Genomic DNA, 25,943 nt, shown 5'->3' with positions numbered 1-25,943 from the left:
GAAAGTTATATTTTAATAATCTTAGTATTTTTATCTATCGATACCCAAGTTGTACACATTAGCGCACCAAATTGGACAAAGCGTGGGTTTCTATTTGCCATTACAAGACTATTAATAGGGTTGCCGGCATAGGCTGGAGTGTTTGGATTAACAGCTTTACGAATATAAACATATGTTTCAATATTTGAGTCTGGAGATACTTGGATTACATTTTGTGGCATACGAAATTCTTGGATATAAGCATCAATACTTTTGCCAATCCATGCTTTTTTGTTGATCTATATATTTCTGTCTGGTAGCACAGGAAAAAAGCATAGTAACTAAGCATGTTAATATAATTATTTTGAAGTAATCTCTTTTCATATCTTTTCCTATTTTATAAAACCAGTTTTTTTCATATATATAGTCAATAATGATATAGCTGCAGGAGTTATACCTGGGATACGTGATGCCTCTCCTAATGTCGTAGGCTTTTGTTCAGTCAATTTCTGTAGAACTTCATTAGATAGACCTTTAACTTGAGAGTAATTAAAATCTTTAGGAATAGCTTTTTGCTCAAAGGTTGCTAATCTTGCAATATCTTTATGTTGACGTTCTATGTAGCCAGAGTATTTTGCTGAAATTTCTATTTGTTCTATTACATCCTCATCTTTTAAGTTTAGATTTAGCTCAGATATTTGTTGTAATTTGCTGTAATCTATTTCTGGTCTTTGAGTAAGTCGAATAAGGTACTTTCACGTGTCATTTTCTTATCTAAGAATTTCTCTAAATCACGAGCTTTCTGTGTTTGTGGACCTATCCAAGTGTTTTTCATAATTGCTATATTTTCATTAATAGCATTTTTCTTATTGATGAAGTATTGTTGATTTTCTTTGTTCAAAAGTCCTAGTTCACAAGCTTTATCAGAAAGGCGTAAATCAGCGTTATCTTCACGTAGAATCAGTCTATATTCCGCACGAGAGGTAAACATTCTATATGGTTCTTTTGTACCTTTAGTAATAAGATCATCAATTAACACTCCGATATAACTGTTTGCACGAGTTGGGTACCATGATTTGTCACTATCTAAGCTAATAGCGGCATTAATGCCAGCTACTAAACCTTGAGCACCAGCTTCTTCATAGCCAGTAGTACCATTAATTTGTCCAGCAAAATAGAGATTTTGATATGTTTTGTTTCTAATGTTGGCTTTAGATCTCTTGGATCAAAGAAATCATATTCAATCGCATAACCTGGGCGCATTATAAAAGCTTTCTCAAAACCTTTAATCGATTGAATATAGTTACATTGAACCTCAAAAGGTAAGCTAGTTGATAAACCATTTGGATACAGCTCGATACTATTTAAACCATCTGGTTCAACAAATATTTGATGTCTTCCTTTGTCAGCAAATCTAACCACTTATCCTCGATAGAAGGACAATAGCGTGGACCAATACTTTCTATTAAGCCACTATACATAGCTGATTTATCAAGGTTATCAATAATAATTTTATGTGTTTCGTAATTAGTGTAAGTAATATAACACGGTATTTGTTGCGGATGCTCTATCTTACCTTTTGAGAAAAATGAGAAATAAGGAGTAGGATTATCACCATGTTGTACTTCCATAACACTAAAATCTACTGAGCGTCTATCTATACGTGGTGGAGTGCCAGTTTTAAGTCTATCCACTCTAAATGGTAACGATCTAAGGCGTACAGCTAGTGCATTTGATGGCTGATCTCCCGCTCTGCCACCAGCATTAGAGACTTTACCAATATGTATCTTACCACCTAAAAATGTACCAACAGTAAGTACTATCTTTTTGGCCCTAAATGTAACTCCTGTTTTTGTAACAGTACCATAAACGGTATTGTTTTCAACAACCAAATCATCAACAGAATCTTGAAAAATATCAAGGTTTTCTTGATTGTTGATAAGATAATTTATAGCTTTTTTGTACAATACTCTATCTGCTTGTGCTCTTGTAGCACGTACAGCAGGGCCTTTACGTGAGTTGAGTATTCTAAATTGGATACCAGCCATGTCAATAGCTTTTGCCATGATACCCCCCATAGCGTCTATCTCTTTGACTAGTTGGCCTTTACCTATGCCTCCGATAGCCGGGTTACATGACATTTGCCCAATAGTGTCGATATTGTGAGTTAGTAGCAATGTCTTCGCGCCGATACGAGCTGAAGCTGAAGCAGCCTCAACACCTGCGTGACCACCACCGACAACTATAACATCATAAGTGAAATCATAAATCATAATAAGATAACTATAATATGTAATTTTTAGCATATAAATTTTACTACATTTTATTCTGAAAAATAACTACTGAAATGATATTAATTATCTAAGTTTTACAATATAATTTAGCTACACTAAATACCTTAATTTAGTTTTTTTGTGCTTAGTTTAAATGAAGTTTATTCAAAATACATTGATCAAGATCCGATGCGGATTTTTCAGGATTGTGCTGTAAAATGTGCGGTTATACTTTTCTCTTTTTTAGCGATAACTTCATTTTTTAATATCGATAAGAATTTGATTATTATGTCTATTTTATTTATCTCTAATCTAAGTGGGAGTATTTTACTCGGGAGTATACAAGCTAAGCATATAGCGTTTGTGATGTATCTAATTTCGGCAATAGTTGTTATTAATCTTTCACCCTATGTACATAATATCTTTGAAAAAGATTTTATACTTATTGTATTTGTGGTTTTTGTCGCGTTTTGGGTTAGAAGATTTGGTGAGGCTTTTACAATATTTCCGATAATGGTAGTAGTATTAACATGTATATGTTTTATTAGATTTCCATTAGCGGAATATAATCATCTAAGTTTTACATTTACTGCAATACTTATAAGCTTAGCTTTTTATATTTTGATTATCAGAAACTACAAGATTATGAAGTCCGAAGATATTGAAAAAATAGTTTATGAGTTTATACGCTTATATATAAGAAATTATCTAAATACTTTTGACAAAGCAAAGAGTGGAAAATTTACACAAATAGATATAGTACGAATGAGTAATCTAAAGTATCAGAATATAAATTCAGTAAAAAATCATGGCTTGATGTTTCTACGCAAGAATACTCAAGAGAGCTGGAGATACTTAACTCATAACTTTATAGTCTTTAATAGATTAACACCAAAGTTTATCTTAAGTTATAAAAGACTAAGCTCAAATTATGTACTTTTGGGTTTTGAAGACAACCATGAGATTAAGGAGCTTTCACAAGATTTAGAAAGAGTCTTTAAAGAAACATTATTCTTGATGTTATATGTCCAAAAGAAAGCAGAATTATTTAAGAAAAAAAGTGATGAGATTGAACATTTGAAGTATAAATTAGAAATTGGTTATATCCAAAAATATCAGTATGATAAACAAAAAAGAAAGTTACTTTTCGATTGTATATTGCTACTAGATGATATGTTGATTAGTTTAGAGAATATTAAAGAGGCATATTATGATCTTTTTTAAAGATAAAACTATAGATAAACTATCTGATACGACACTATTAGCTTATAGGGTTTTGATCGCTTCGACATTAGGATTAGTTATTTGTTACTATATCTTTAGTTATAGCGGTGATAGTGACTTTAGGGATAGAATATATTGGGTTGTTATAGCTGTAGTAAGTGTTGCAGCTAGTACCAGTACTAGTGTTGTATATACTCGAGCAAAAGTGATTATAATATTTTCGCTCCTAGGAACATCAACAGGCTCAGTAATATTAATGTTAGTGCAAAAGAGTACACCTGATAACTTCACTATAGTAGCAATATTGTGTGGGATAGCTTTAGCATTATATATCTATACATTATTTCTTAATTATGCAACTAGTGTTTTCTTTATTCATATTTATTTAGTGATGTTTTTTGGTTTATTTATCGGTTGGGACAAAGAGCTTTTTTTAGTGCGGATTACTTGTGTAGCTATCGGTACTATTTGTATTGTCTTGATTACTTTTCTAACTCGAGAACAGAAATATAGAACTCTCTTTAATAAGGAAATGTATAGTTTATATGACGAGCTAAAAAAACTCGTAGATGATGTTGATAAAAGTGTCAAAAACCGTAGGCTTATTTCATTGATTGAACAAACTATTAAGCTTAATGAAATACTTGTAAATGCCAAATTTGAATTTCCAACGACTAAAAAATATTTTGAATATAAAAAGATAATTGTCTTGATTGATGAGTTGCTAATTAATCTAAAAACATATAGAACCTTATTTATCCAGCAAAAAAAACATAAAGATGATTTATATAAAGAGTTAGTTGATCATACTAAGCAACAAGTAAGAAGAAATTTTAAAAAAATAACAATTCGTTATTATAAGATTCTCTAACAATTTATTAATGTTAAGTAAATTTTAAAACTGAACTATTTTTTTTGTGAAAGTATCTCTAGATATAATTGGTTAAAATGTTATTTTATGTAATTTTATCAATGAGTTTATTCTCTTAAGTAGTGAAATAATAGATAATTCTGTAATTTCAGAATAATCTGGCAAGATTTCGATTAAATTTCCATTTTTGATATCAGACCATACATACATTATATATAAGTCGAGTAATTCCTAATCCTGCTAATGCAGTTTGTTTCATCACTCTGCTACTGGTAACATGAATACCATTATTATTAATATGAAGAATATATTTATCCTTAGTCTAAACTAATGACCATTGTTTGACATTGCCATATAATTAGTGGCATGCGAGTTGCCTGAGATTAGTTATTTGTCCATGCTTTTGAATAAAATTACGATTAGCAATATTATTTGGTAGCAACAGTACGTAAAGATGAAACTATAAGGTTAGAATAGCAAGGTTGCCCATGCGTATTACTAAGTCGTAATCACTATCCAAAAGATTCACTCTGTGACTAGAAAAATAACTTTATGATTTTGTCTCTGAAAGCTCAGCAATATTCGAGCTATTACTTGTTCACCAAGTATTTCACCAACGCTATTTACTTTTATAATTCCACTAATCTCATTACTTTCTTGGCTAGTGAGTTCGGTAGCAGTGCATAAATCTTGGATAGCTTTTTTGCATTTTTGATAATACTCTCGTCCCATTTCTGTTAGCCTGACATGCCTGGTGCTTCTATAAAGTAGCTGTACTTTAAAATGATTTTCAAGATTTTTAATATTTTAACTAAGATTTAATTTTACAATGCCTAGTATATCTGTAGTCTTAGTAAAGCTTTGTTGTTTTCTGCCACATGGATAAATGAATAGATACCACGCCAATGAATATTGTTCATTATTATATAACAAATTTATTATTAGTATTTATCAGTCTTAATATAGTATTCTATAGAATTTACAATCAATAAAACACAGTAAAATAAAAAAACATAGGAGAGGTAAAATGCGTAAATCATTATATTATAATCACAGGAGCAAGTTCAGTAATTGGTGCAGCTATTGTAAAACGCTTTTCTAAAGCAAGACACTTATTTTGCTAATTGTTAGAAGAGTAGAAAAATTGAAGAATTAAATCTACCAAATACACTGGCTTCGTAAGGTTGATGTAACAGATGTATAAGCTTTAAGAAATGCAATAAAAGAAGCAGAAGAGCAATATAGACCTGTAGATTGTCTAGTAAATAATGCATGTAATGCTACTTGGTAAATTAATACCCAAGATCCAACTGAATGGAAAAATGTATGATGTAAATATATTAGCCATTACTTAATAGCATGCAAGCAGTACTAACTGATATGAGATCTAGAAAAACTGGGACAATTATCAATATAAGTTAATTGCTGGTAAAAAGTCATTTGCTAACCATGCTGCGTATGTTGGAATAAAATTTGCAGTTTTTTCCGTAAGTGAGAATATACGTAAAGAGGTTGCAGATGATAATGTAAGAATTATGATAATCTTTCCATGTGCTGTTGAAACCGAGCTTTTAAATCATACTACTTCTGAAAAAAGTAAAAGAAGATTATTAAAGTTGGAAAAAAACTATGGTGGAGTATTAATTGCGTATAATACTGCACGCACTGCGATGTTAATGTATAGCCAACCATAAAATAATAAACATTCGTGAGGTCATAATTGCGGCAACTAAACAGCCTGCGTAGTTATAATAATATTTTTGCTGCTTACTAAGTTATAATAAATTTCTTCTTTAGAAGAATTAACTTAATACATAAAAAAATAAAGTCGCTTAAGCAGAGTCAAAATCTTGTGTTTAGAAAAATCGAAAAAAGTTATTTCGACTATTTCAATCAACTTTTAGTATTAAATCAACAGTCTAAATTATTTTACAAATAAAACTATACCATTCTAAAGTTATTAATTACCTTAAAGGTATGTTAAAATTCTAAACTAATAATTTAAATGAAATAAAAATTCGTGTTTTAGATGTTTAGTAATCAGACTTTGTTATTTTATGATTTAGAGACTAGTGGCATAAACAATTCTTTTGATCAGGTTTTACAATTTGCTGCGATTAGAACTGATTTAGATTTTAATGAGATTGAGAGATTTAATTTTTTTGTAAAACTAAATCCTGATACAACGCCATCACCTATGGCAACAATCACTCATCATATTTCTATTGCTCAAGCAAATACTGGTATAGCAGAATATCAAGCAATTCGAAAAATTCATAAAATTATCAATACACCAGGAACTATAAGTATAGGTTATAACACTCTTGGTTTTGATGATGAGTTTTTAAAATTTGCATTTTATAAAAATATGCTACCACCATACAATCATCAATTTAAAAATGGTTGTTTTAGAGTTGATTTATTTCCGATAGTTACTTGTTATTACTTATTTTGTATTCAAGTATTAAATTGGCCTAAAATTGTTGATGAGGATGGTCAAGAAAAAACTTCTCTTAAACTGGAAAATTTAAATGAAATTAATAATTTATATAATGGTGGTAGAGCTCATGATGCTATTACAGATGTGATTGTCACTGTAGAGTTAGCTAAAAAGCTAAGAGTTGCAAATCCAAAGATGTGGCAATTTTTACTAGCAAAGTTTAATAAGCAAAATGATGAAAGTACCTTAGCACAACTTGATATTGGTTTAGATGTTAGTGATCACAAATATAAACAAGCTATTGCAATAAGCGGTATATTTGGCTCTAAGAATAATTTTATATCGGCAATATTAGACTTAGGGCAACATCGACGATATAAAAACCAAGAAATATTTTTGCGTTTAGATAAATATCTTTTTAGTGAATTTATACAAAAATTTGGTAGTTTAGAAGCAGAGCACTGGCGCTTAACTTTAAACAAAAAGTGGGGCGATATACCTCTCATTTTACCAGCTAAAACACGTTTTGTAGGGAAGTTACCACAGGATAGGCTAGATTTTATAGAAGCAAATAAAGAATTTATCAAAAGTAATCCAGAGATTTTTACAAATTTTGTCGAATATGTATTAGAGTATAAATATCCAGAAATTGAAAACATTGATATTGATGCAAGTATTTATCAAAGTGATTTTATGACTATGGCTGATGAGAGAGGTTGTGATAAATTTCACAGCTTACCTATTGAGCAAAAAGCACAAATGCTTAATCAATTACCAAAATCTTATTATGGCAGGGCTATGCGTATAATTGGCAGATTAGACTTCTCAAAATTACCAGCAAAAGCACAAATAGAGTTTCAAAATTATCTTAACAAAATTGTCAGCCTAGATGCAGATGAGCTTTTGATTGATCATAAAGGTAAAACCCGTAAAACTCTAGAAGAGATTTACCAAGAAATCCAAGAGCTAAGAGCAAATCATGATTTAACTGAAGAGCAACAAGCATTGTTATATGAGTTAGAGGAGTATCTTTTTTAAAGATGTATAAATTTAACCTAGTAACAAAATATACTCCAGCAGGTGATCAGCCACAGGCAATACAAAGTCTTGTTGAAGGTATAAATAATGGCTTACAGCATCAAGTTTTAGTTGGTGTAACCGGCTCTGGTAAAACTTACACTATGGCAAATGTCATCCAACAAACACAAAAACCATGCTTGACACTTGCACATAATAAAACCTTAGCAGCACAGTTATATTCTGAGTTTAAGCAATATTTTCCAAATAATGCCGTTGAATATTTCGTTTCATATTATGATTACTATCAACCAGAAGCTTATGTAGCAGCATCAGATACTTATATAGAAAAAGACTCATCTGTAAATGAGCATATTGAACAAATGCGTTTATCAGCAACTAAGGCAATACTTGAGCGTAATGATGTGATAATAGTTGCTACCGTTTCAGCAATATATGGTCTAGGTGATCCAGAGCAATATATGCAAATGTTGTTACATCTTAAGGTTGGTGAAGATTTAGGACTCAAGAAAGCTCAAGCTAAACTTGTTGAGATGCAATATTCGCGTAATGATATGGATTTTAGTCGTGGAAGCTTTCGTGTGCGCGGAGAAGTTTTAGATATTTTCCCAGCAGACTCTGAGAAAGATGCTATTCGTGTAGAGTTTTTTGATGATGAGATAGAGGCAATAAGTATAATTGATTCACTAACATCAAAGCAAATCAAATCACTGCATCGTGCTACAATTTTCCCAAGTACTCACTATGTTGCATCAAAAGAGCGTAAAGAAATAGTAATAGAGGAAATTAAAAAAGAGCTCAAAGAAAGAGTTAAATATTTTGAGCAAGAGGAGAAACTTCTTGAAGCGCAAAGGATTGAACAACGCACAAAATATGATATTGAGATGATTCAAGAACTTGGATACTGTACTGGGATAGAGAATTATTCAAGATTGCTTTCTGGAAGAGCTCCAGGTGATCCACCACCTACTTTGATTGATTATCTTCCAGAGAATGCTTTAGTGATAGTTGACGAGTCACATGTGACATTACCACAGTTTGGAGGAATGTATAAAAGTGATCTCTCGCGTAAGTCTAACCTTGTAAATTATGGCTTTAGGCTTCCATCAGCGTTGGATAATCGCCCACTGAAATTTAATGAGTTTGAGAAACTACTCCCACAGACAATTTATGTATCAGCAACGCCAGCAACTTATGAATTAGAAAAATCTCAAAATACAGTTGAGCAAGTGATTCGTCCTACGGGATTATTAGATCCAGAAGTTTTTGTCCGTCCAGTTGCGATACAAGTTGAAGATGCTTTGTCTGAGATTAATAATGCTATTGCTAAAGATGAGAGAGTGCTAATAACTACACTTACTAAGAAAATGGCAGAAAATCTCACTGAATATTTATCTGAACATGGAGTTAATGTCAGATATTTACACTCAGATATCGATACTGTTGAAAGGGTACAGATAATTCATGATCTTCGTCGTGGGGTGTTTGATGTACTAGTGGGGATTAATCTTCTTCGAGAAGGTCTTGATATGCCAGAAGTGGGCGTGCTACTAATATTTGATGCTGATAAAGAAGGTTTTTTACGTTCGGAAAAATCTCTTATCCAAACTGTTGGTCGTGTGGCAAGAAATCAAAATGGTAGAGCTATACTATATGCAGATATTGTGACAAAGTCAATGCAGAAAGCGATGGATGAGACATTACGCCGGCGTAAGCTCCAAGATGAATATAACCAAAAGCACAATATAACTCCAAAAACTATTATTAAGAATATTGATGATATGCTTGATAGCTCTCCAGAGATGCAAAAACGTGCTTATAAAAATAATTTGCGCTTAAAGGTTGATGATGTAGATGTTTCGGCTATACTAGGTATGACTGAAGCTTCAAAGGTTATCAAATCTCTTGAAAAGCGTATGCGATCTTATGCAAAAGGGCTTGAATTTGAAAAAGCTACAACTATTAGAGATAAGATAGCTGAAATAAAGCAAAAGTTTATTAACTGTTAATTTTTGTTAGATTTTTTAAAAGAAGTATTATTAATCATGGCAATAGAAAGTAGACTAAAAAAGAATAGACTTTTTTTGCGCTTTACTTGGGCACGGTTACGAAACTACCTGATAAGAGCGAGAAAAAGCTTATATGCTTCTATCATACTCTGTGGTTTGATAGTAGGGGTTGATTTATATTTAGGTAATGTTGAATTTGTGACTCAATCGCTAGAGATTGGTATTACTCTAGCATTTATATTATTTGTATTTTTTTTCTTAATAACAAAAGATGATAATCCTGTAGATATAATTATTTCTGGTGCAGAGGGTGAGACTACTGTACTTGATGAGTTAAAAAAGCTTGATAACAACTTTGTATTATTCAATAGAGTTATTTTACCTGATGAGAAATCAACAGTAGGTAATAGAGAGATTGATTTTATCACAATATCACGCAAAGGCATATATATTGTTGAGGTTAAAAATAACCGTGGTTATATTGAAGTTGAAAATATGGCTGAGCGATGGAATGTATCTAAGACCTCACAGAATAATAAGGTTTATGCTAAGACAATTAAAAATCCTATCAGACAGACTTTTGCACAGAAAAAAGTTTTACAGACATTCCTTTACAATCAAAAGATTTATATCAAAGGTGTACCTGTAGTTACGATAGTTATTTTTGCAAATGAAGATGCGCAATTAAGTGAAAATTTCATTGCTGATGATGCTAACCAAGCAGTTCTTTCTTTAGAGAATTTAATACCTTTTATTAAGGCAAAAGAAGAGTATCTTGAGAAGATGCCTACTCGTTCACGCCGAAAAATTATTAGAAAACTTGAGAAAAAATAATGCTTCTTAATAATAGACCTATAGGTGTTTTTGATTCAGGTATTGGTGGTTTGACTATCGTTAAAAACCTTATGAACATATTACCAAATGAGGATATTATATATTTTGGTGATATAGCTAGGATACCTTATGGAACAAAATCGCGAGCTATAATTCAAAAGTTTGCTGCACAAACAGCAAAATTTTTGATTGAGCAAAAAGTCAAAGCAATAATTATTGCTTGCAATACTATTTCAGCTCTTGCTAAAGATATTGTCCAAGAGATTGCTAAAACTATACCCGTAATAGATGTAATAACTGCTGGGGTAAACTTGGTAGATAATCTAAATACAATTGGTGTAATTGCCACACCAGCAACTATTAATAGTAGTGCCTATGCTTTACAGATACACAAGAAGAATCCTAATATTGAAGTCTATAGTAATCCTTGTGGTCTATTTGTCTCAATGATAGAAGAAGGCTTTGTTAATGGTCAAATAGTAGAATTAGTAGTTAAAGAGTATCTTAGTTATTTTCATGATAAGAATATCCAAGCTTTAATTTTAGGTTGTACGCATTATCCAATTATTAAAGAGAGTATTGCAAAAATTTTAGGTGTGAAACTTATAGATCCATCATTGCAAGCTAGTAAAATGCTTTATTCGGTTCTCTTGGAGAATAAGCTTTTAAATAAAGCTAACTCTAATCCACAATATAGATTTTATGTAACTGATATTCCTTTGAATTTTAGATCAGTTGGTGAGATGTTTCTTCAAACACAGATACAACATCTTGAGATAGTCAGCTTATAGCTACTAAAAATATAACTCTTTTGTAAACATTGCTTCTAAATAAAAATAAAACCCTATATGATTTGCTAAGTGTCAATTAACAACATCAGTGATAAAAATGTACGATAGATAATATAGTTTAGTCCATCAATAAAAAATGCTAAAGTCTAAGCATTAAAAACTAAGGTTAATAATGAGAAATTTAATTATTATGAGTTATGTTTATGCTTTTAGTTTTTCAGCAACCTAAGGCATCTTTGGTTAAGATAGCCATATATATTACCACTACCACCGAGCCGAATATCCAATCAGTTGAGTATTAGTAATTATAATAGTACAAAACTATGTTCTATTTTTAGAGCAGGATAGATTATTGTTTTAATGTCACTAAACTATCATATTCGATAAATACTACAGGCTCATTTACCCATTGCTTTGATAATCAAAATATTATAGTAAAATCACAAAAATAATTGTAGCTAAATTTGCTAATGCTTTTTATATTTTTTCTAATCATAAACTTATTGATTATAGTATTTCACTAATAACTATTAGTATTAACGGTAAAATTTTTAACAACGCTTTACACAAAAGATTGTTGAGGCAAAATTAGTTAATGATGGTAAAAATTTACATGTATTAACAGTTAGTTCTAAAAGTGAAAGTGGTAAAGTTATCAACTACAGAGTAAATAGTAACAGCTCCTTAAGTAAAGTTAGTAGTGATTCATTAATTATAAGCCTCAAAAGATTACATTTAATAATCTTGAATATATGTATATTCAAAGTCGTAAAGATATTTACCGCTATGAACTTATAGCTGGTGGTAGTGTAATAAAAGATGATAAGATTATATACCATCTAGCAAAATATTAGATTTTGATTTAATAGTTGAAAATAGTACTGATAGTAAGCTGGTGCTAGCTATCCAGGATACTGTTGATAATAGTAATGTCGAAAAAGATATAATAGCTGTCTACAAAGATAGTAGTGGTCTAGTTAGGCTATTGTTATAATATAAACTATTATAATTTCCTTAAAGAAGTAGTTAGCTATATAGATAAAAAAGCTACGAGTAAAGAGATATTTTTAGTTGCGTTTGATTATAAGTATGAAGTTAATCTTATTAATGGTTGAAATGCGCCATTAATATTCGTGGGAAATTTTGATGTAGTTTTCTTAAACTTGTTAAAAAAAGATAAGTAGAGATAGCATCTACTAAGTCATCTATAATCCATGGTCTTAAAGAAAATAATAAATTAACAGTATTTTTCTTAAAAGATATTCAACAAATAGTAGAGTGATTTTGGATTTAAAGGTGTCTAGATAGTAAACTTGAAGTAAATAAGATAATTAAAACTTAAGATAATAACACAAAAATTCTAGTTTTTTTACAACTCTAATGATATACAAAATTGTAGTTATAATACTTTTATATACTATGACTAAATAGTTGTTGTGCTATAATTTTTTTTGTGAAAATATTTTTATTTCAAGGGTTTTATGTCGCATAATACTGCTTTAAATGGCTATGTTTCTTATGCAAATGTGTATATGATGAAATTTTCACAGATTGATGGCAAAGTACGAGATGATGTTCGCCAGGCTATCAAAGCTATAGATGAGTTAAATTTAGAAACATTACATGAGAAATAGAAGTTTATCGATGCCTCATTTCTAAAAAAGTGGTATTTCATTTTGATTTAATTCCTAGGGAGTTTGTAGAGTCATCAGAAGAGTACTTACCACAAATGAGATGTGTAAAACCACCTCATGGTGTATATTTGTCATATTGTTGGATTAGATCCTATCAAAGATGAAAGCTGCTTTATGGTGTTAGAAGATAATGTCAGGACACATTCTGCAGTTTCGTATGTATTAGTTAGAATCGTAACTTTTTGATAAAAGCGATTCCTAAAGCATTTGCTAAAACAAATATCTAGCAAATGCAGTAGACGATAGTATAGCAGATGATAAGATATATTATACGTTAACAAGATGATAGAGTGTTATCTCAATGAAAAATAGATATTAGCTCAGGTGAAAACCTATTTCTGCAGTGAAGAAAATGATAGAAATTATGTGCTAAATAATAATTGATAAATATAGTTGTCAAAGAGGCAAATGGTTCAGGTAGTTATAGGATGTTGATTGGACAACAAGCTAGTGCAGATTAAATACAAGAGTTTGCAGTTAAAATAAAAACTAAACTAAGAGCATATATTGCCCAACCATTAGAGCTATCAACAAGTACTACTTTGATATCTGGTACAGCAGGAAATTACCAAAAATTAAAATCAACTGTTCAAGAGTGTAGTTTTAAAAATAGAGGTGCCCTAATATTGGCTCTTTAATTTTTAAAATGCTTTTTTTCAAGAATCATTTCTAAATATCATTGCTTATAACTATGCTAATGTAGTATCTAAACAGCTAATAAATCTTGTATATTAATTGATTGAATGTGAAAATTACTAGATAATATATTAGTAGACACTACAATGCAACAATCATTAAAATTAAGTGAATTTCTTGAACTTATAAAAAGTACTATAGAAATGAACTTTGGCTATGAAGGTTTCTGGATAGTTGCAGAATTGTCTGAATGGCGTAAGTCTGGAAAACACTATTATGGTGAACTTATTGAGCATAATGGTATAAGTAAGTATCCTATTGCTAAAGTTAGGTGTAATTGTTGGGCAAATAAAGCTGATTACATTCATAACAAGTTTAGCTTAGCAACTGGAGAAAAACTTAGTTCTGATATGAAAGTCTTAATGAAAGTTGCAGTAAACTACCATATCAGTTTTGGACTGAGTCTAAATATTATCGATATTGATCCAGCTTTTACACTTGGTGATAGACAAGCTCGCAAAATAGAAATTCTTGAGAAATTAGTTAAAAAACGCATTTTAGAAAAAAATAAGTCTCTGGCTATCCCTTATGATTTTACAAGTATTGCTGTGATTACAAGTATAACAGCAGCAGGAAAGGGCGATTTTTTTGAAGAAGCTGATAAACTTCAAAATTTAGGACTATGCAAGTTTGATATTTATGAGGCAAAGATGCAAGGTGTAGAATGTGCAAAAAGTGTCTCCGAAGCTTTTGCTAAAATACAGCATCAGGCTGATAGTTATGATGTAATTGTACTTATCCGTGGTGGAGGTTCTCAAGCTGATCTTGATTGGTTTAACAATATCGTGCCTGCTGAAAGTATTTGTAACAGTAAAATACCAGTGATGGTTGGCATAGGGCATGAGCGCGATTCTACAGTTTTAGATGAGATATGTACTAAAAGTTTTGATACACCATCTAAAGTCATAAATTTTATCACAAATACAATTATAACTAATGCTAAAAATGCCAAATATAATTATGCAGCTATACTCAAGATTGCGAGTAGTTCAGTAAGCCAAAATAAACTTCAATTAGATAGACTGTATCATAATTTTAAAACTAAAATTGAACATTATTTATATCAAGTTAACCAAAATATTGAGAATAATTACAAAGCAGTTATATCTATATCCAGAGGTTTGATAAAACTATATGGCAAATCTATAGATATGCAATATGATAATGTAATTTCTAATTCTCAAAACCTTATAAAAAACTCTCAGCACAATCTTGAGGAGTCATATAATAACTCAAAAAGCATAGCTAAAAATGTTATAAAATATTACAATCAAGCAAGTGAATACTTATATAAGCAGATATTATCGGTATCTATTGAGCCTACTTTGAGAAGAGGATTTAGTATAACTAAAACACATGATGGTAAGTATGTTACTAGCCAAAAGCAGGCGCAAAAATACATGAATTTAGAAATAGTATATGCAGATGGTCAAATACAAGTAGAGGTGAAAAATAATGGCAACACAAAGTAAAAGATTCGCAAAAAACTATGAAATATTGGCAGAGATAAATGAGAAACTACAAGAGCAGCAAGATAATCCAGCATTACTAGATGAGTTAGCATTTATGCTTGAGCAAGCTTCAAAAAGCTATCAGCTATGCAAAGAGAGAATTGCTGCAGCACAAAAATTTATTGATGAATTTGAAAAAGCTTAGCTTAATACTTATTTACTATTAATCATGCTACTATTTTGCAAATTAAATTTTAATTTTATAATATATCGAAAACTAAACTAAAATTTATCAAAAAATGCACAAGGATATATACTAATAAAAATGTAATCTTTGCTGGTTTGGCAACTAGTGTAGAGTATTTTGATTTTGTGCTATTTGCCTATGTAACTGTTTTTATTTCAGCGGCTTTTTTCCTTATAATAACTCGACTGTGCTAACAATTAAAACATTTGGAATATTTGCTGCTAGTTACTTTATGGTGTTATCGGTGAAATATTTTTTGGTGATCTAGGTGATTTAAAGTAGGATGTAAAAAAATATTGATTATAACAGTTGCTTTAATGGCAATTCAACTGCAATTATTGCCTTAATCCAAACTATCCGCAAATTGGCATAGTTTCCGTACTTCTAATAATTTTTGCACGTATTATACTAATGCTTCTCGATTGGTGGTGAGTATAATGGCGTACTAGCAATCTTAAGTGAACAAGCATCAGATAAAAAGCGTGGTTTAATTACAGCATTTTGTACATTTTTCCTGGCTTTGGAGTATTTTAGGTACAGTGGTAGTATTTCATATTCTCAAGCTTTTTATCAGAATCTCAAATGCATAGTTATGTATGGAGATTGTGTTTTGTGATTAGTATGGTAATAACTATATTAGTGCTTATATTACAGTTTAGGTAAGATGAGTAACCAGAATGTCTAAGAGAGAAACATGGTAATCTGTTTGAAGATACCCAAGTAGTTTCATCTATTAGAGAGTATCCTTATTAAATATTTGTGGTATTAACTTTAGCTGATTATTTAGGTATTGTTTATGACATTGTCTCGGCATTTATACATCTTTATTAGAAGGCTCGTTGCACTATTCAACAAATGAATATATGGTTGCATCAATATGCTATTTTGCAATAGCACCATTTGTAGTTGCTATTAATGAGCTATTTCTGACACATCTTAGGTTTAGTGGTGTTGCCTGGTTATAATGTTAGTAATGCACTATAGGCAGAACTGTACAATTAGTTTCAAGTATTTTGATTGTATATTTTGGTCAGATGATACAAGCATTGTATGCTATTATAGCTTCAATAGGATTGTAGTGATTATTGCAAGAATGCCTGAAGCTATAGGGATTGAGTTGGAAGAGTAGCTATTTATTAGCATCTATATCAAACAAACTCTTATCCATCAAATGACTAGGTAATACATTTGAAAGAGAGTTTAGAATATTACTTGGTACTTTTGGATTCTCATGTGCCAAATCTTGAATAAGTTTTTTGACTTTCTTTCTTTTGAGATTTTCTTGCAAACCACATAGGTTACACGAAATTATTGGGAAATTCTCTTCTTTAGCAAATTCTATTAGATCGCGTTCTTGTACTAACACCATTGGGCGAATGACGGTATTTTCACCATCTTGAGTAATAAATTTTGGTGGCATAGATTTAATCTGACCTTGGTAGAGTATTGACATTAGTAATGATTGAATTAAATCATCACGATGATGCCCAAGAATTATTTTATCCATTTTATGCTCTTTTGCATATCTGTAGATATTACCACGACGAAGCCTAGAACATAGTGAACAATAGGTTTTACTATCTGGAACTTTATCAATAACCACTCCATAAGTGTTTTTTGTCTCGATTTCATAAGATATACCTAAATCATCAAGGTATTTTCTAAGTTTACTATCATCCCAACCTGGTTGAGACTGATCTAGAGTATATACATGAAGATCAATATCGTAAGTTTTATCTTTAATTAAACCATGTAAGACTTTTAGAAGTCCAAAAGAATCTTTACCACCAGATAGGCAAAGCATAACTTTATTACCTTTATCAAAAAGCTTATAGTCTGCAATAGCTTTCGTGATATAATGGCGCAGTTTTTTCTCAGTCTTCGTCATTTATTTATAAGCCTTTTTAAATAACCTATCTTTTTCACGTGCCCAATCTTTGTCTTTTTGTGCTTGGCGCTTATCATGAACTTTTTTACCTTGAGCTAATGCTATTTCTACTTTTACTTTCGGACCTTTCCAATACATAGCAAGAGGTACACATGTAAAACCTTTTTGCTCAATTCTCCCCATGATTTTATCAATCTCACGGCGATTAAGAAGTAATTTACGCGTTGCTGCAGCATCCGCGACCACGTGTGTTGAGGCGGATAGTAACGGAGTAATTAGACAATTTAAAAGCCATGCTTCACCATGCTTAATATGCACATGACTATCAACCATTTGTACTTGACCAGCGCGCATACTTTTTACTTCCCAGCCTTGTAGAACTATTCCAGCTTCAAATTTCTCTAAAATAGTATAATCATGCAAAGCTTTTTTATTTTTAGTAATAGTAGCTGGAGAAACCTTATGTTTACTCATAACTTTATTATTTTTTATAAAAGATATACAATGTAAGTCTATATACTATCAGCAAATCACAAAATATTAAATAAATGAATAAGGTTAATAAATCTGCATTCGTAAATTATAGTGCTGCACAAATGTATGAGCTTGTAAGTGATATTAGAAGTTACCCTAAATTTTTGCCAATGTGTTATGACATTGAAATCTTTGAGCAGACTGAAACAGTAGCAGCAGCATCATTAAAAATAAAGTCTGGATTTGTCAAACTTGATTTTGCGACTCATAATACAATGGTCAAAAATGAGCATATTCATCTAAACTTAATGAACGGACCATTTAAAAGCTTAACTGGTGATTGGGAGTTTGAGCCACAAGGTGAAAACTCATGTAAAGTTTCATTAGATATGGAATTCATTTTTGAAAATAAATTTGTCGAAATGGCGCTTGGACAAGTTTTTCGTGGTTTAGCAGATAAGATGTTAGATGCTTTTTGTAAGCGTGCAGAAGAGGTTTATAAATAGTGAAAATAGAAGTTCTCTACGCTTTAGCTAATGAGCAAAAGTCTTTTTTTGTTGAAGTTGACGAAGCTATAACTGTCAGACAAGCTCTCAAATTGTCTAAAATATCATATAAATATCCAGAGTTAGAGGATATTGAGAATTTAAAAGTTGGTATATATAGCCAGCTAGTAGATTTAGATCATAAGCTAAAAGATAGAGATAGGGTAGAAATTTATAGAAATCTAACTATAGATCCTAAGCAGGCACGTATGCTAAGAGCTGAACAAAAGCGTAAAAAAGAAGGTATTAGATTTTTTGGAACATGATAAATAAAAAAATAGCTATTATCGGCGCTGGGCTTGCTGGATGTTCATTGGCGTATGAATTAAGTAAAACAGTTAGCTTTGATATAACCATATTTGATAAGAGTTGTGAAGTAGCTCATGAAGCATCAGGTAATTTTGCTGGTATATTAGCACCATATTTAACTTCTGATAATAACTTTTCTGATCAATTTCATACTCTTGGTTATAGCTTATTAATAGATTTTATAAATCAGTATAGAAATTACATAGAAATTTGCAATCAAGGGATAATACAACTTTTAAGTGATATAAAAGAGCAACATAGATATCAAAAAATTTTCACAAATAGAGATATAGATTCAAATGTGGCTAAATTACTATCAGCTACACAAGTTTCTCAACTTATAAATACAACTACTTCAAAAAGTGCTATTTATTATCAGAATGCTTTAGCATTAATACCTAAAAGTATTTGTCAACTATGGCTTAAATTAGCAAATGTGAAATTAAATTTACAGACTAAGCTAATCGTAATTAGTACAAATCAAAAAGGAAATTGGCAATTAGAATTTGATAATTTTAACCAAGATTTTGATATTGTAATTTTTGCAGGCGGATACCAACTATTTAAGCAAATAACTCAACTCCAAAAAATCCCAGTATATCCATCACAAGGTCAACTAACAGTTATCGAAAAAAGTTTTGATATCACAAAAACTATTATGGATAAGGGTTATATAATTCCAAACTATAAGCAAAACTTACAAGTTATAGGTGCAACCTTTCGTGATAATAGCGATACTAATGCAGATATCAGAGAAGGGGATAATAACTTTAATATAACTCAAATAAAAGAAATGCTAGGTAGTAGTATAACAAGTATAAATATAGTTGATTCAAGAGTAGCTACAAGATGTGTGACATCAGATCATTTACCACTAGTTGGTAAGCTAGTTGATTATATTAAGTTTGAACAAGACTTTTATAAGCCATTATCAAAAGGCTATCCAAAAGCAAAAATGCCAAAAATTGAATATCAACAAGGCCTATATGTATCTTCAGGTTTTGGTTCAAAAGGTTTATGTTCATCATTATTAGCAGCCAAGATTATAACTGCACAAATAACTAATCAAACACCACCATGTTGTGATAAATTATTAGAAGCTTTATCTTTAGAGCGTTTTTGGATTCGCGGCTTTAAGAAGGGTATAAAGTTTTTATAAAATTATTTTTGTTTCTTTAATGTATTATTTTTTGTCTTTTCAAAAATCAGAGGTTATTAGTGAAAAACTATCTGTAAATTTAATGTTATTGTTATACTTTTTGCCAAGTTTAACTTTAATTGCTGCATTATTACCAACTGGTTATGATTTTATCCCCATTTAAGAAGAAATGCAGATTGCCCAACCAGTTGTGAAAAAGCATGTTATAGTTGCATCTAAAGAAGCTCTAGCAAGTAAAGTAGGTCTTGAAATTCTTAGACAAAGTTAAACAAAGGTGGTAATGCTGTTGCTGTTGGTTCCGCTTTAACTGTCACTCTACAAGAGCATGTAATCTTGGTGGTGGATTTATGTTAATTTACCTAAAAACCAGCATAAAAATTATCGAAAAAAGCTACAACAAAAGCTTATTGTAATATGTTCCCAAATGGTAAAGGTAATATTAACTATAGTAAAGTTCTGGTTCATACAATGCTTCAGGTATCCATGGGTACGGTTGCAGGCTTATTTATGTGTAACAAAAATATGTTAAATTAAACCTTAGCAAGTAATTGAATCTAAATTAGCCGAAGAGGGAATTCCCTGTAAGTTATGATCTTCATTAATCACTAGTAACTGCGAAACCATGGTTAGAGAAGTCTCCTGATGCGATAAAAATTTTTTATAAGAAGATGTTTCAGTATATTAGGTTGGAGAAATTTTAAAACAGTCAGAACTTGCCAATAGTCTAAAATTAATTGCAGCTTTTTATGAAGGAAAAATAGCTCGTAAGATAGCTAATAGTATTGCTAAAAATGGTGGGATGATTACACTGGAGGATCTTAAAAATTATAATGAAGAGATGCAACCGTTAAAAGGTACATATAAAGGTTATACAATATACTCTATACCGTCACCAAGTTCAGGTGGAGTAATTCTAATTGAGCTCTAAATATTTTAGAGAATCTCCAATTAGCTGACTATGGTCATAACAGTGCTAAGACTATTAATATTATGAGTAATGCGATGAGCTATGCTTATAATGATAGTAATGCCTTAGGTGATACTGATTTTGTCAAGATGGACTTAGCTAAATTTTTATTTTAAAAAATATGCTAAGCAAATTGCTCAAGAAATAATTACAGATAAGCATATTCATAGCAAATATATTAGTAGTATAGATCCAAAAGATCATTAGAAATTACAAACTACACATTTTACGTATTGTCGATAAAGATGGCAATATGGTCAAACACTTATACGCTAAATTACTCATATGGTAACGGCATTGTAGTTACCTGGTACTGTATTGTTAAATAACGAAATGGATGATTTCGCTGCTAAAGTTGGCGTAGCAAATGTCTTTAGTTTAGTTCAAGGTGAAGCAAATACAGCTGCACCAAACAAAAGACCACTAAGTTTAATGACTCCAACGATAGTATTAGATAATAGATGGTAATTATTTCTTAGCTACAGGTTCACCTAGTGGTAGCCGTATTATTACAACAACTTTGTAAGTGATTTTTTAAATATCATTGTATTTTAATATGAATCTTCAAGCGAGCTGTTAATAACTCTCGTGTTCGTAGTCAATTATGGCCAGATGAGTTAGGTGTAGTAGGGTATATCTGTAGATACAATAAAGCTACTTAAAGAAATGGATAATAATGTTGTACCTTATGCTGCTGGGAACAGCTAAATCAGTAATGTCTAGTGGGTAATATGTCTATGGTGCAGCAGATCCACGTAGATAGGGGCTTTAGCTGTTGGGTATTAGCTTTATATTGTCTGTCTTTTAAATATAACATTTAATAATTGGCCAAATAACAGTATATAATTTTTTACTATCTCCCAATGATTTTTTAAACTTATAATAAAATCCTAGTTCAATTATAGGACATTTACTATGACTTTTGGGGTACTTGGCATAAACAGAAAAAGATTTGAGATATTTTATAAAACTATCAAAATTCATTTGTTTAGCTGTTTAAGTTTGGAATATCTAGCTTGGGTAGATTGGTATTGATATCTTTGTAAAAGTTATTAATATGTTCTCTGCCTTGTGGGAAGTACGGACGAATAGTGCTATAAAATTCTTGGTAAATAACTTGAACCTTAGCGTTGACAATAATATTATGGTGTACACCCAAATAGCTACAATTCAATTAATTCAATTAGGTTTAAGTATGTGTGCATTCTTTTCAAATTTAGTCGTATCAAGCTAGTGAGCAGCTTGTGAAGCCGTTATTAGATCCACACTTTGATTCGCAAAACATACTATTAGTCTTATCGTCTGTTTAAAACTATTTTTTATACTATTATATTTGAAAGCTTTAGCTAGTTGTGCACTGCTAGTATCAGTAGCATGAATCTCATTGATAAATTCAGCTAATTTGATTGCTATTTGACCATTACCAGTACCTCAATCATAATCTTTTTCATTTAGAGGGTATTTTTTCTTTTAGAAAGCTTATAATCTCAACCGGAATACTAGGTCTAGCTTTTTGATATAGTATTGCAACAGCACTAAAATCAGCTTTTTCATTATTTTATATTAAAATTTGAATAAGTAGTTATTACACTTTTTTTGGATGAGCTACCAGCAAGAATTACCTCATCTACATTTAACTCAATAACTGTAACATATTTTGATTCATATTATGCCAAATATAATGCTGCATAAGCTACATCTTGAGCTTCTCTCATGACTTTTATAAGAATATAATTAGTAGTTCTTATTGATTTTTGTTTGTGATTTTCGTCTTTAGGTAGCATTTCATCCAACATTATGTCAAGATAGCTCCATGATGAATTTAATTCTAGCTAATACTATATCTCATATCAGTATAATATAGAGCAACTTGTTTTGTATGTTTTCTTACAGAAGCTTTGCTTGAAGTATATGCTACAGGGTATTCTTACAACAGATAGTTAAGAAATATTAACTATACTTCTACATTCTTTTTCTTTCATAAGTTTAATAGCATATTTAAATTCTAAGGCTACTCCATTATAATTCACAGGATGTACTTTTTGCCAAGAAGTCATATCTAAGTCTTCAGGATTATGTGGACCAGCACTTTCTATAAACTTGTAATTCCTGTATTATTAACTCAAAATATCTAATTTACTAAATTTAGCTTTAATATATTTGTAAACTTCTATCCAATTATCCTCATACTGACATATAATAATTAATATTTTCAGGTACAGTACTTTTGATAACACTACTACCTAAACTATCGTTGATATTAGAAAAATAACTACAGCATTCTCATTAGTAAATAATTCTGCTATTTATCTACCTATTCTTCTAGAAGCACCTGTAACTAAAGCTATTTTTATTTTCTAATTTTTTCATTATTAGGAGTCCTTAGTTTTTTGATAGCTCAATGTTAATTTTGTTAAGTATAAAAATAATATTAAATTAATTATTATTAAATAGCACCACGAGAAGCTTTTTTACGGTCTGATTCTGTTAGGTGTTTTTTTCTTAATCTAATGGATTTTGGTGTAATTTCAATAAGTTCATCATCTGCGATAAATTCTAAAGCACGCTCAAGAGTAAGCTTAATTGGTGGTACTAGAGTTACAGTTTCATCTTTGCCAGAAGCACGGATATTAGTAAGTTGCTTACATTTACAGGGATTTACGACAAGATCATTGTCTTTGTTATGAATCCCGATAATCATACCTTCATAAACATCAGTACCATGGCCGATAAATATTCTGCCACGCTCTTGTAGGTTAAATAGAGCAAAAGCTAAAGCCTTACCAGATATCATTGAAACTAAAGTACCATTTTGACGATTTCCAAGAGTTTGTTTTTTCATCGGCCCATAGTGGATAAATACTTTATTTAAGATACCTGAACCTGATGTAATAGTTAGGAATTCTGTATGGAAACCTATCAAACCACGTGAAGGAATTATAAATTCAAGTTTGACACGACCTTTACCATCTAGCTTCATATTTTTAAGCTCGCCTTGGTGTAAGGCCATTTTTTCCATGACAGCACCTTGATGCTCTTCATCAATATCTATAATAGCTTGTTCGTATGGTTCATGCTTTTCACCATTGATATATTTAAAAATTACTTGTGGGCGCGATACTGCAATTTCAAAGCCTTCACGACGCATGTTCTCAAGTAAGATTGATAAATGTAATTCACCACGACCAGAAACTTTGAACTTATCAGGATCATCTAGCTGCTCAACTCTTAGAGCAACATTGTGAATAAGTTCTTTTTCGAGTCTTTCTTTGATTTGTCGCGATGTTACAAACTTACCTTCTTTACCAGCAAAAGGGGAGTTATTAACTTGGAATGTCATACTAATAGTTGGCTCATCTACAGAAAGTGCAGGCAAGGCTTCAACATGCTCTGGATTACATAATGTATCAGAAATTTTTAGACCTCTTATACCTGTTACGCAAACTATATCACCAGCACTAGCTTCTGGTACTTCATTACGCTCAAGTCCAAGGTAACCTAATATTTGTAGCACGCGTCCCTTTCTTTTCTCACCAGCAGCATTTACAATTGTTACAGGAGTATTTGTCTTGATTTTACCTCTCTGGATACGGCCAATACTGATAGTTCCAGTGAAGTTTGAATAATCTAGTGAAGATATTTGCATTTGGAATGGACCATGTTCATCAACATTAGGATGCTCAACATTTTCAACTATAGCTTTGAAAAGGTCAGTCATATCATTTTTTTTTTGATTAATATCATTAGTTGCCCAACCATTAATTGCAGAAGAATATATAACAGGGAAATCTAATTGCTCATCAGTTGCACCTAATCTATCAAATAAATCAAAAACTTGATCAACAACCCAGTCAGGTCGTGCACCATATCTATCAATTTTGTTAATTACAACTATAGGCTTTAGACCTTTTTCAAAAGCTTTTTCAGTTACAAATCTAGTTTGAGGCATAGGTCCATCAACGGCATCAACTAATAGTAATACAGAGTCTACCATTGAAAGTACACGCTCAACTTCACCACCAAAGTCAGCATGGCCTGGGGTATCTACTATGTTGATTCTATAATCATTCCACTTAAGAGCAGTGTTTTTAGCTAAGATTGTGATTCCTCTTTCTTTTTCAATATCATTTGAGTCCATAACTCTTTCAACTTCCGCCTCACGTGTTTTAAGTGTTCCAGATTGTTGTAATAATTTGTCAACTATGGTTGTTTTACCATGGTCAACGTGTGCAATAATTGCAATATTTCTTAAATTTTCAATCATTAAGTATTACCTATTTTTATAAAATCACACATTATTATAGACTAATAGGAGGCAAAAGTACTTAAAAACTTAAGAACTTTAATTTTAAATTAGCTTTCTATTCTTAGTGATAACTACAAATAAAATAATAAATGATAAAAATCTAAATAAGGTACTTGTAAATCTAATATAATGGGTGTATGTCATATATAGCCAAAAACTAATAAACTACCGCATACATATACAACTACTCCACTAATATGAGCAATCCAATATCTGCAAAAGGAAATATAGGCAAAGTCAGATAATTAAATAGTATCATCAGTAGTTACTATAAATAAAAATACCTACAGTTAATAGCTTATCTTTAGTTATTTTCTTTGGTTGGATACTAAATCTGTTATAAACAAGTATGGCAACTAATGGTAGTATTGGGTTGTTGTTATACATTGTTAAATTATCAAGTACTAATATTAAATTGTGAAAAATCAATAAACTGAAACGAACCAATTATAATTACCAGCAGGTAGAAATACCAATCATCTATTTTTGAAAGGATAAATCATCTATAGCAAAAATTAAGCTTAAGATTAGTATAAAAACTGCTATATACAAGACAGCACACATCTGAAATTATTTATTATTTAATTTTATAAGTAATAAAATAGTTAATATAAATCTTAAGTAAATAAATATTTTTACTTATTGACTAAAAAATACAAAAATATTGTTATAAAATATTTGCTTGTATAGTAAGTATTTGGTTTAATTATAGCTAAAAAACTATTTGTAGTGTATATTTATGCGTAGA

Annotated in this window: 18 protein-coding genes and 5 pseudogenes; 14 read left to right on the top strand and 9 right to left on the bottom strand. The window is 30.8% G+C overall.

All coding sequences use genetic code 11. The features are described 5' to 3' along the window. Nucleotides 1-5: 5 nt before the first annotated feature. The 3 genes and pseudogenes from FSC845_RS06760 to FSC845_RS06755 all read right to left on the bottom strand — a co-directional run. A pseudogene (locus tag FSC845_RS06760) lies at nucleotides 6-363 on the bottom strand (hypothetical protein). A gap of 8 nt (nucleotides 364-371) precedes the next feature. Beyond that, a complete protein-coding gene (locus FSC845_RS10205) occupies nucleotides 372-578 on the bottom strand; it encodes a hypothetical protein (RefSeq protein ID WP_409360055.1) in 207 nt (68 codons plus the stop codon). Between the two features lie 69 nt (nucleotides 579-647). Next, a pseudogene (locus tag FSC845_RS06755) lies at nucleotides 648-2,221 on the bottom strand (FAD-dependent oxidoreductase); the annotation flags it as partial. 172 nt (nucleotides 2,222-2,393) lie between these two features. Here FSC845_RS06755 and FSC845_RS06750 point away from each other — a divergent pair. Further along, complete coding sequence (locus tag FSC845_RS06750) at nucleotides 2,394-3,476, top strand: hypothetical protein (protein WP_064461242.1); 1,083 nt, start codon at nucleotides 2,394-2,396, stop codon at nucleotides 3,474-3,476. Further along, nucleotides 3,463-4,347: an FUSC family protein gene (locus FSC845_RS06745; protein WP_064461241.1), complete on the top strand. Its 885-nt coding sequence runs from the start codon at nucleotides 3,463-3,465 to the stop codon at nucleotides 4,345-4,347. The genes FSC845_RS06750 and FSC845_RS06745 overlap by 14 nt, the downstream gene beginning before the upstream one ends. A 35-nt stretch (nucleotides 4,348-4,382) precedes the next feature. Here FSC845_RS06745 and FSC845_RS06740 read toward each other — a convergent pair. Next, nucleotides 4,383-5,267: pseudogene (locus tag FSC845_RS06740) on the bottom strand (LysR family transcriptional regulator). 123 nt (nucleotides 5,268-5,390) lie between these two features. Here FSC845_RS06740 and FSC845_RS09830 point away from each other — a divergent pair. The 8 genes and pseudogenes from FSC845_RS09830 (at nucleotide 5,391) to xseB (ending at nucleotide 15,505) form a co-directional block, all read left to right on the top strand. Continuing rightward, nucleotides 5,391-6,093: pseudogene (locus tag FSC845_RS09830) on the top strand (SDR family oxidoreductase). A gap of 283 nt (nucleotides 6,094-6,376) precedes the next feature. Then, nucleotides 6,377-7,825, top strand: coding sequence for an exodeoxyribonuclease I (locus FSC845_RS06730; protein WP_064461240.1), 1,449 nt, complete (start codon nucleotides 6,377-6,379; stop codon nucleotides 7,823-7,825). 2 nt (nucleotides 7,826-7,827) lie between these two features. After that, on the top strand, nucleotides 7,828-9,834 hold the full coding sequence (gene uvrB, locus FSC845_RS06725) for an excinuclease ABC subunit UvrB (protein ID WP_064461239.1): 2,007 nt from the start codon (nucleotides 7,828-7,830) through the stop codon (nucleotides 9,832-9,834). 36 nt (nucleotides 9,835-9,870) lie between these two features. Further along, entirely contained in the window at nucleotides 9,871-10,668 is a 798-nt protein-coding gene (locus FSC845_RS06720; protein ID WP_064461238.1) for a nuclease-related domain-containing protein, read from the top strand. Continuing rightward, nucleotides 10,668-11,459: a glutamate racemase gene (gene murI / locus FSC845_RS06715; protein WP_064461237.1), complete on the top strand. Its 792-nt coding sequence runs from the start codon at nucleotides 10,668-10,670 to the stop codon at nucleotides 11,457-11,459. Before FSC845_RS06720 ends, murI begins: the two co-directional genes overlap by 1 nt. Before the next feature lie 1,481 nt (nucleotides 11,460-12,940). After that, complete coding sequence (locus FSC845_RS09210; protein ID WP_227806597.1) at nucleotides 12,941-13,093, top strand: hypothetical protein; 153 nt, start codon at nucleotides 12,941-12,943, stop codon at nucleotides 13,091-13,093. A gap of 842 nt (nucleotides 13,094-13,935) precedes the next feature. Continuing rightward, on the top strand, nucleotides 13,936-15,321 hold the full coding sequence (xseA, locus tag FSC845_RS06710; protein WP_064461236.1) for an exodeoxyribonuclease VII large subunit: 1,386 nt from the start codon (nucleotides 13,936-13,938) through the stop codon (nucleotides 15,319-15,321). Next, nucleotides 15,305-15,505 carry an exodeoxyribonuclease VII small subunit gene (gene xseB / locus FSC845_RS06705; protein ID WP_064461235.1) on the top strand — a complete coding sequence of 67 codons (201 nt, stop codon included), beginning with the start codon at nucleotides 15,305-15,307 and terminating at the stop codon, nucleotides 15,503-15,505. The genes xseA and xseB overlap by 17 nt, the downstream gene beginning before the upstream one ends. Nucleotides 15,506-16,676: 1,171 nt before the next feature. Here the strand turns inward: xseB and ttcA are convergent. Beyond that, nucleotides 16,677-17,435: a tRNA 2-thiocytidine(32) synthetase TtcA gene (gene ttcA, locus FSC845_RS06700; RefSeq protein ID WP_064461234.1), complete on the bottom strand. Its 759-nt coding sequence runs from the start codon at nucleotides 17,433-17,435 to the stop codon at nucleotides 16,677-16,679. Continuing rightward, entirely contained in the window at nucleotides 17,436-17,909 is a 474-nt protein-coding gene (gene smpB / locus FSC845_RS06695; RefSeq protein ID WP_064461233.1) for an SsrA-binding protein SmpB, read from the bottom strand. Nucleotides 17,910-17,983: 74 nt separating this feature from the next. Here smpB and FSC845_RS06690 point away from each other — a divergent pair, with 74 nt between their 5' ends. The 4 genes and pseudogenes from FSC845_RS06690 (at nucleotide 17,984) to ggt (ending at nucleotide 21,619) form a co-directional block, all read left to right on the top strand. Next, nucleotides 17,984-18,415, top strand: a complete 432-nt coding sequence (locus FSC845_RS06690; protein ID WP_064461232.1) for a type II toxin-antitoxin system RatA family toxin — start codon at nucleotides 17,984-17,986, stop codon at nucleotides 18,413-18,415. Further along, nucleotides 18,415-18,720 carry an RnfH family protein gene (locus FSC845_RS06685; protein ID WP_064461231.1) on the top strand — a complete coding sequence of 102 codons (306 nt, stop codon included), beginning with the start codon at nucleotides 18,415-18,417 and terminating at the stop codon, nucleotides 18,718-18,720. The genes FSC845_RS06690 and FSC845_RS06685 overlap by 1 nt, the downstream gene beginning before the upstream one ends. Continuing rightward, on the top strand, nucleotides 18,720-19,922 hold the full coding sequence (mnmC, locus tag FSC845_RS06680) for an FAD-dependent 5-carboxymethylaminomethyl-2-thiouridine(34) oxidoreductase MnmC (RefSeq protein ID WP_064461756.1): 1,203 nt from the start codon (nucleotides 18,720-18,722) through the stop codon (nucleotides 19,920-19,922). The genes FSC845_RS06685 and mnmC overlap by 1 nt, the downstream gene beginning before the upstream one ends. Nucleotides 19,923-20,004: 82 nt before the next feature. Then, nucleotides 20,005-21,619, top strand: a pseudogene (gene ggt / locus FSC845_RS06675) (gamma-glutamyltransferase). A gap of 500 nt (nucleotides 21,620-22,119) precedes the next feature. Here ggt and FSC845_RS10200 read toward each other — a convergent pair. From FSC845_RS10200 to typA, 3 genes are all read right to left on the bottom strand, one after another. Continuing rightward, the gene (locus FSC845_RS10200; protein ID WP_407637683.1) at nucleotides 22,120-22,269 is read right to left on the bottom strand and encodes a hypothetical protein; all 150 of its coding nucleotides are present in this window, start codon (nucleotides 22,267-22,269) and stop codon (nucleotides 22,120-22,122) included. Between the two features lie 287 nt (nucleotides 22,270-22,556). Next, nucleotides 22,557-22,685: a hypothetical protein gene (locus tag FSC845_RS09415; protein ID WP_257719632.1), complete on the bottom strand. Its 129-nt coding sequence runs from the start codon at nucleotides 22,683-22,685 to the stop codon at nucleotides 22,557-22,559. 650 nt (nucleotides 22,686-23,335) lie between these two features. Continuing rightward, entirely contained in the window at nucleotides 23,336-25,153 is a 1,818-nt protein-coding gene (typA, locus tag FSC845_RS06665; protein ID WP_064461230.1) for a translational GTPase TypA, read from the bottom strand. Nucleotides 25,154-25,943: the final 790 nt, after the last annotated feature.

The organism is Francisella persica ATCC VR-331, assembly GCF_001653955.1.
GTDB lineage: Bacteria > Pseudomonadota > Gammaproteobacteria > Francisellales > Francisellaceae > Francisella > Francisella persica.
The sequence above is the reverse complement of the archived record's forward strand: the minus strand, read 5'-3'. Positions and strand labels throughout refer to the sequence as shown.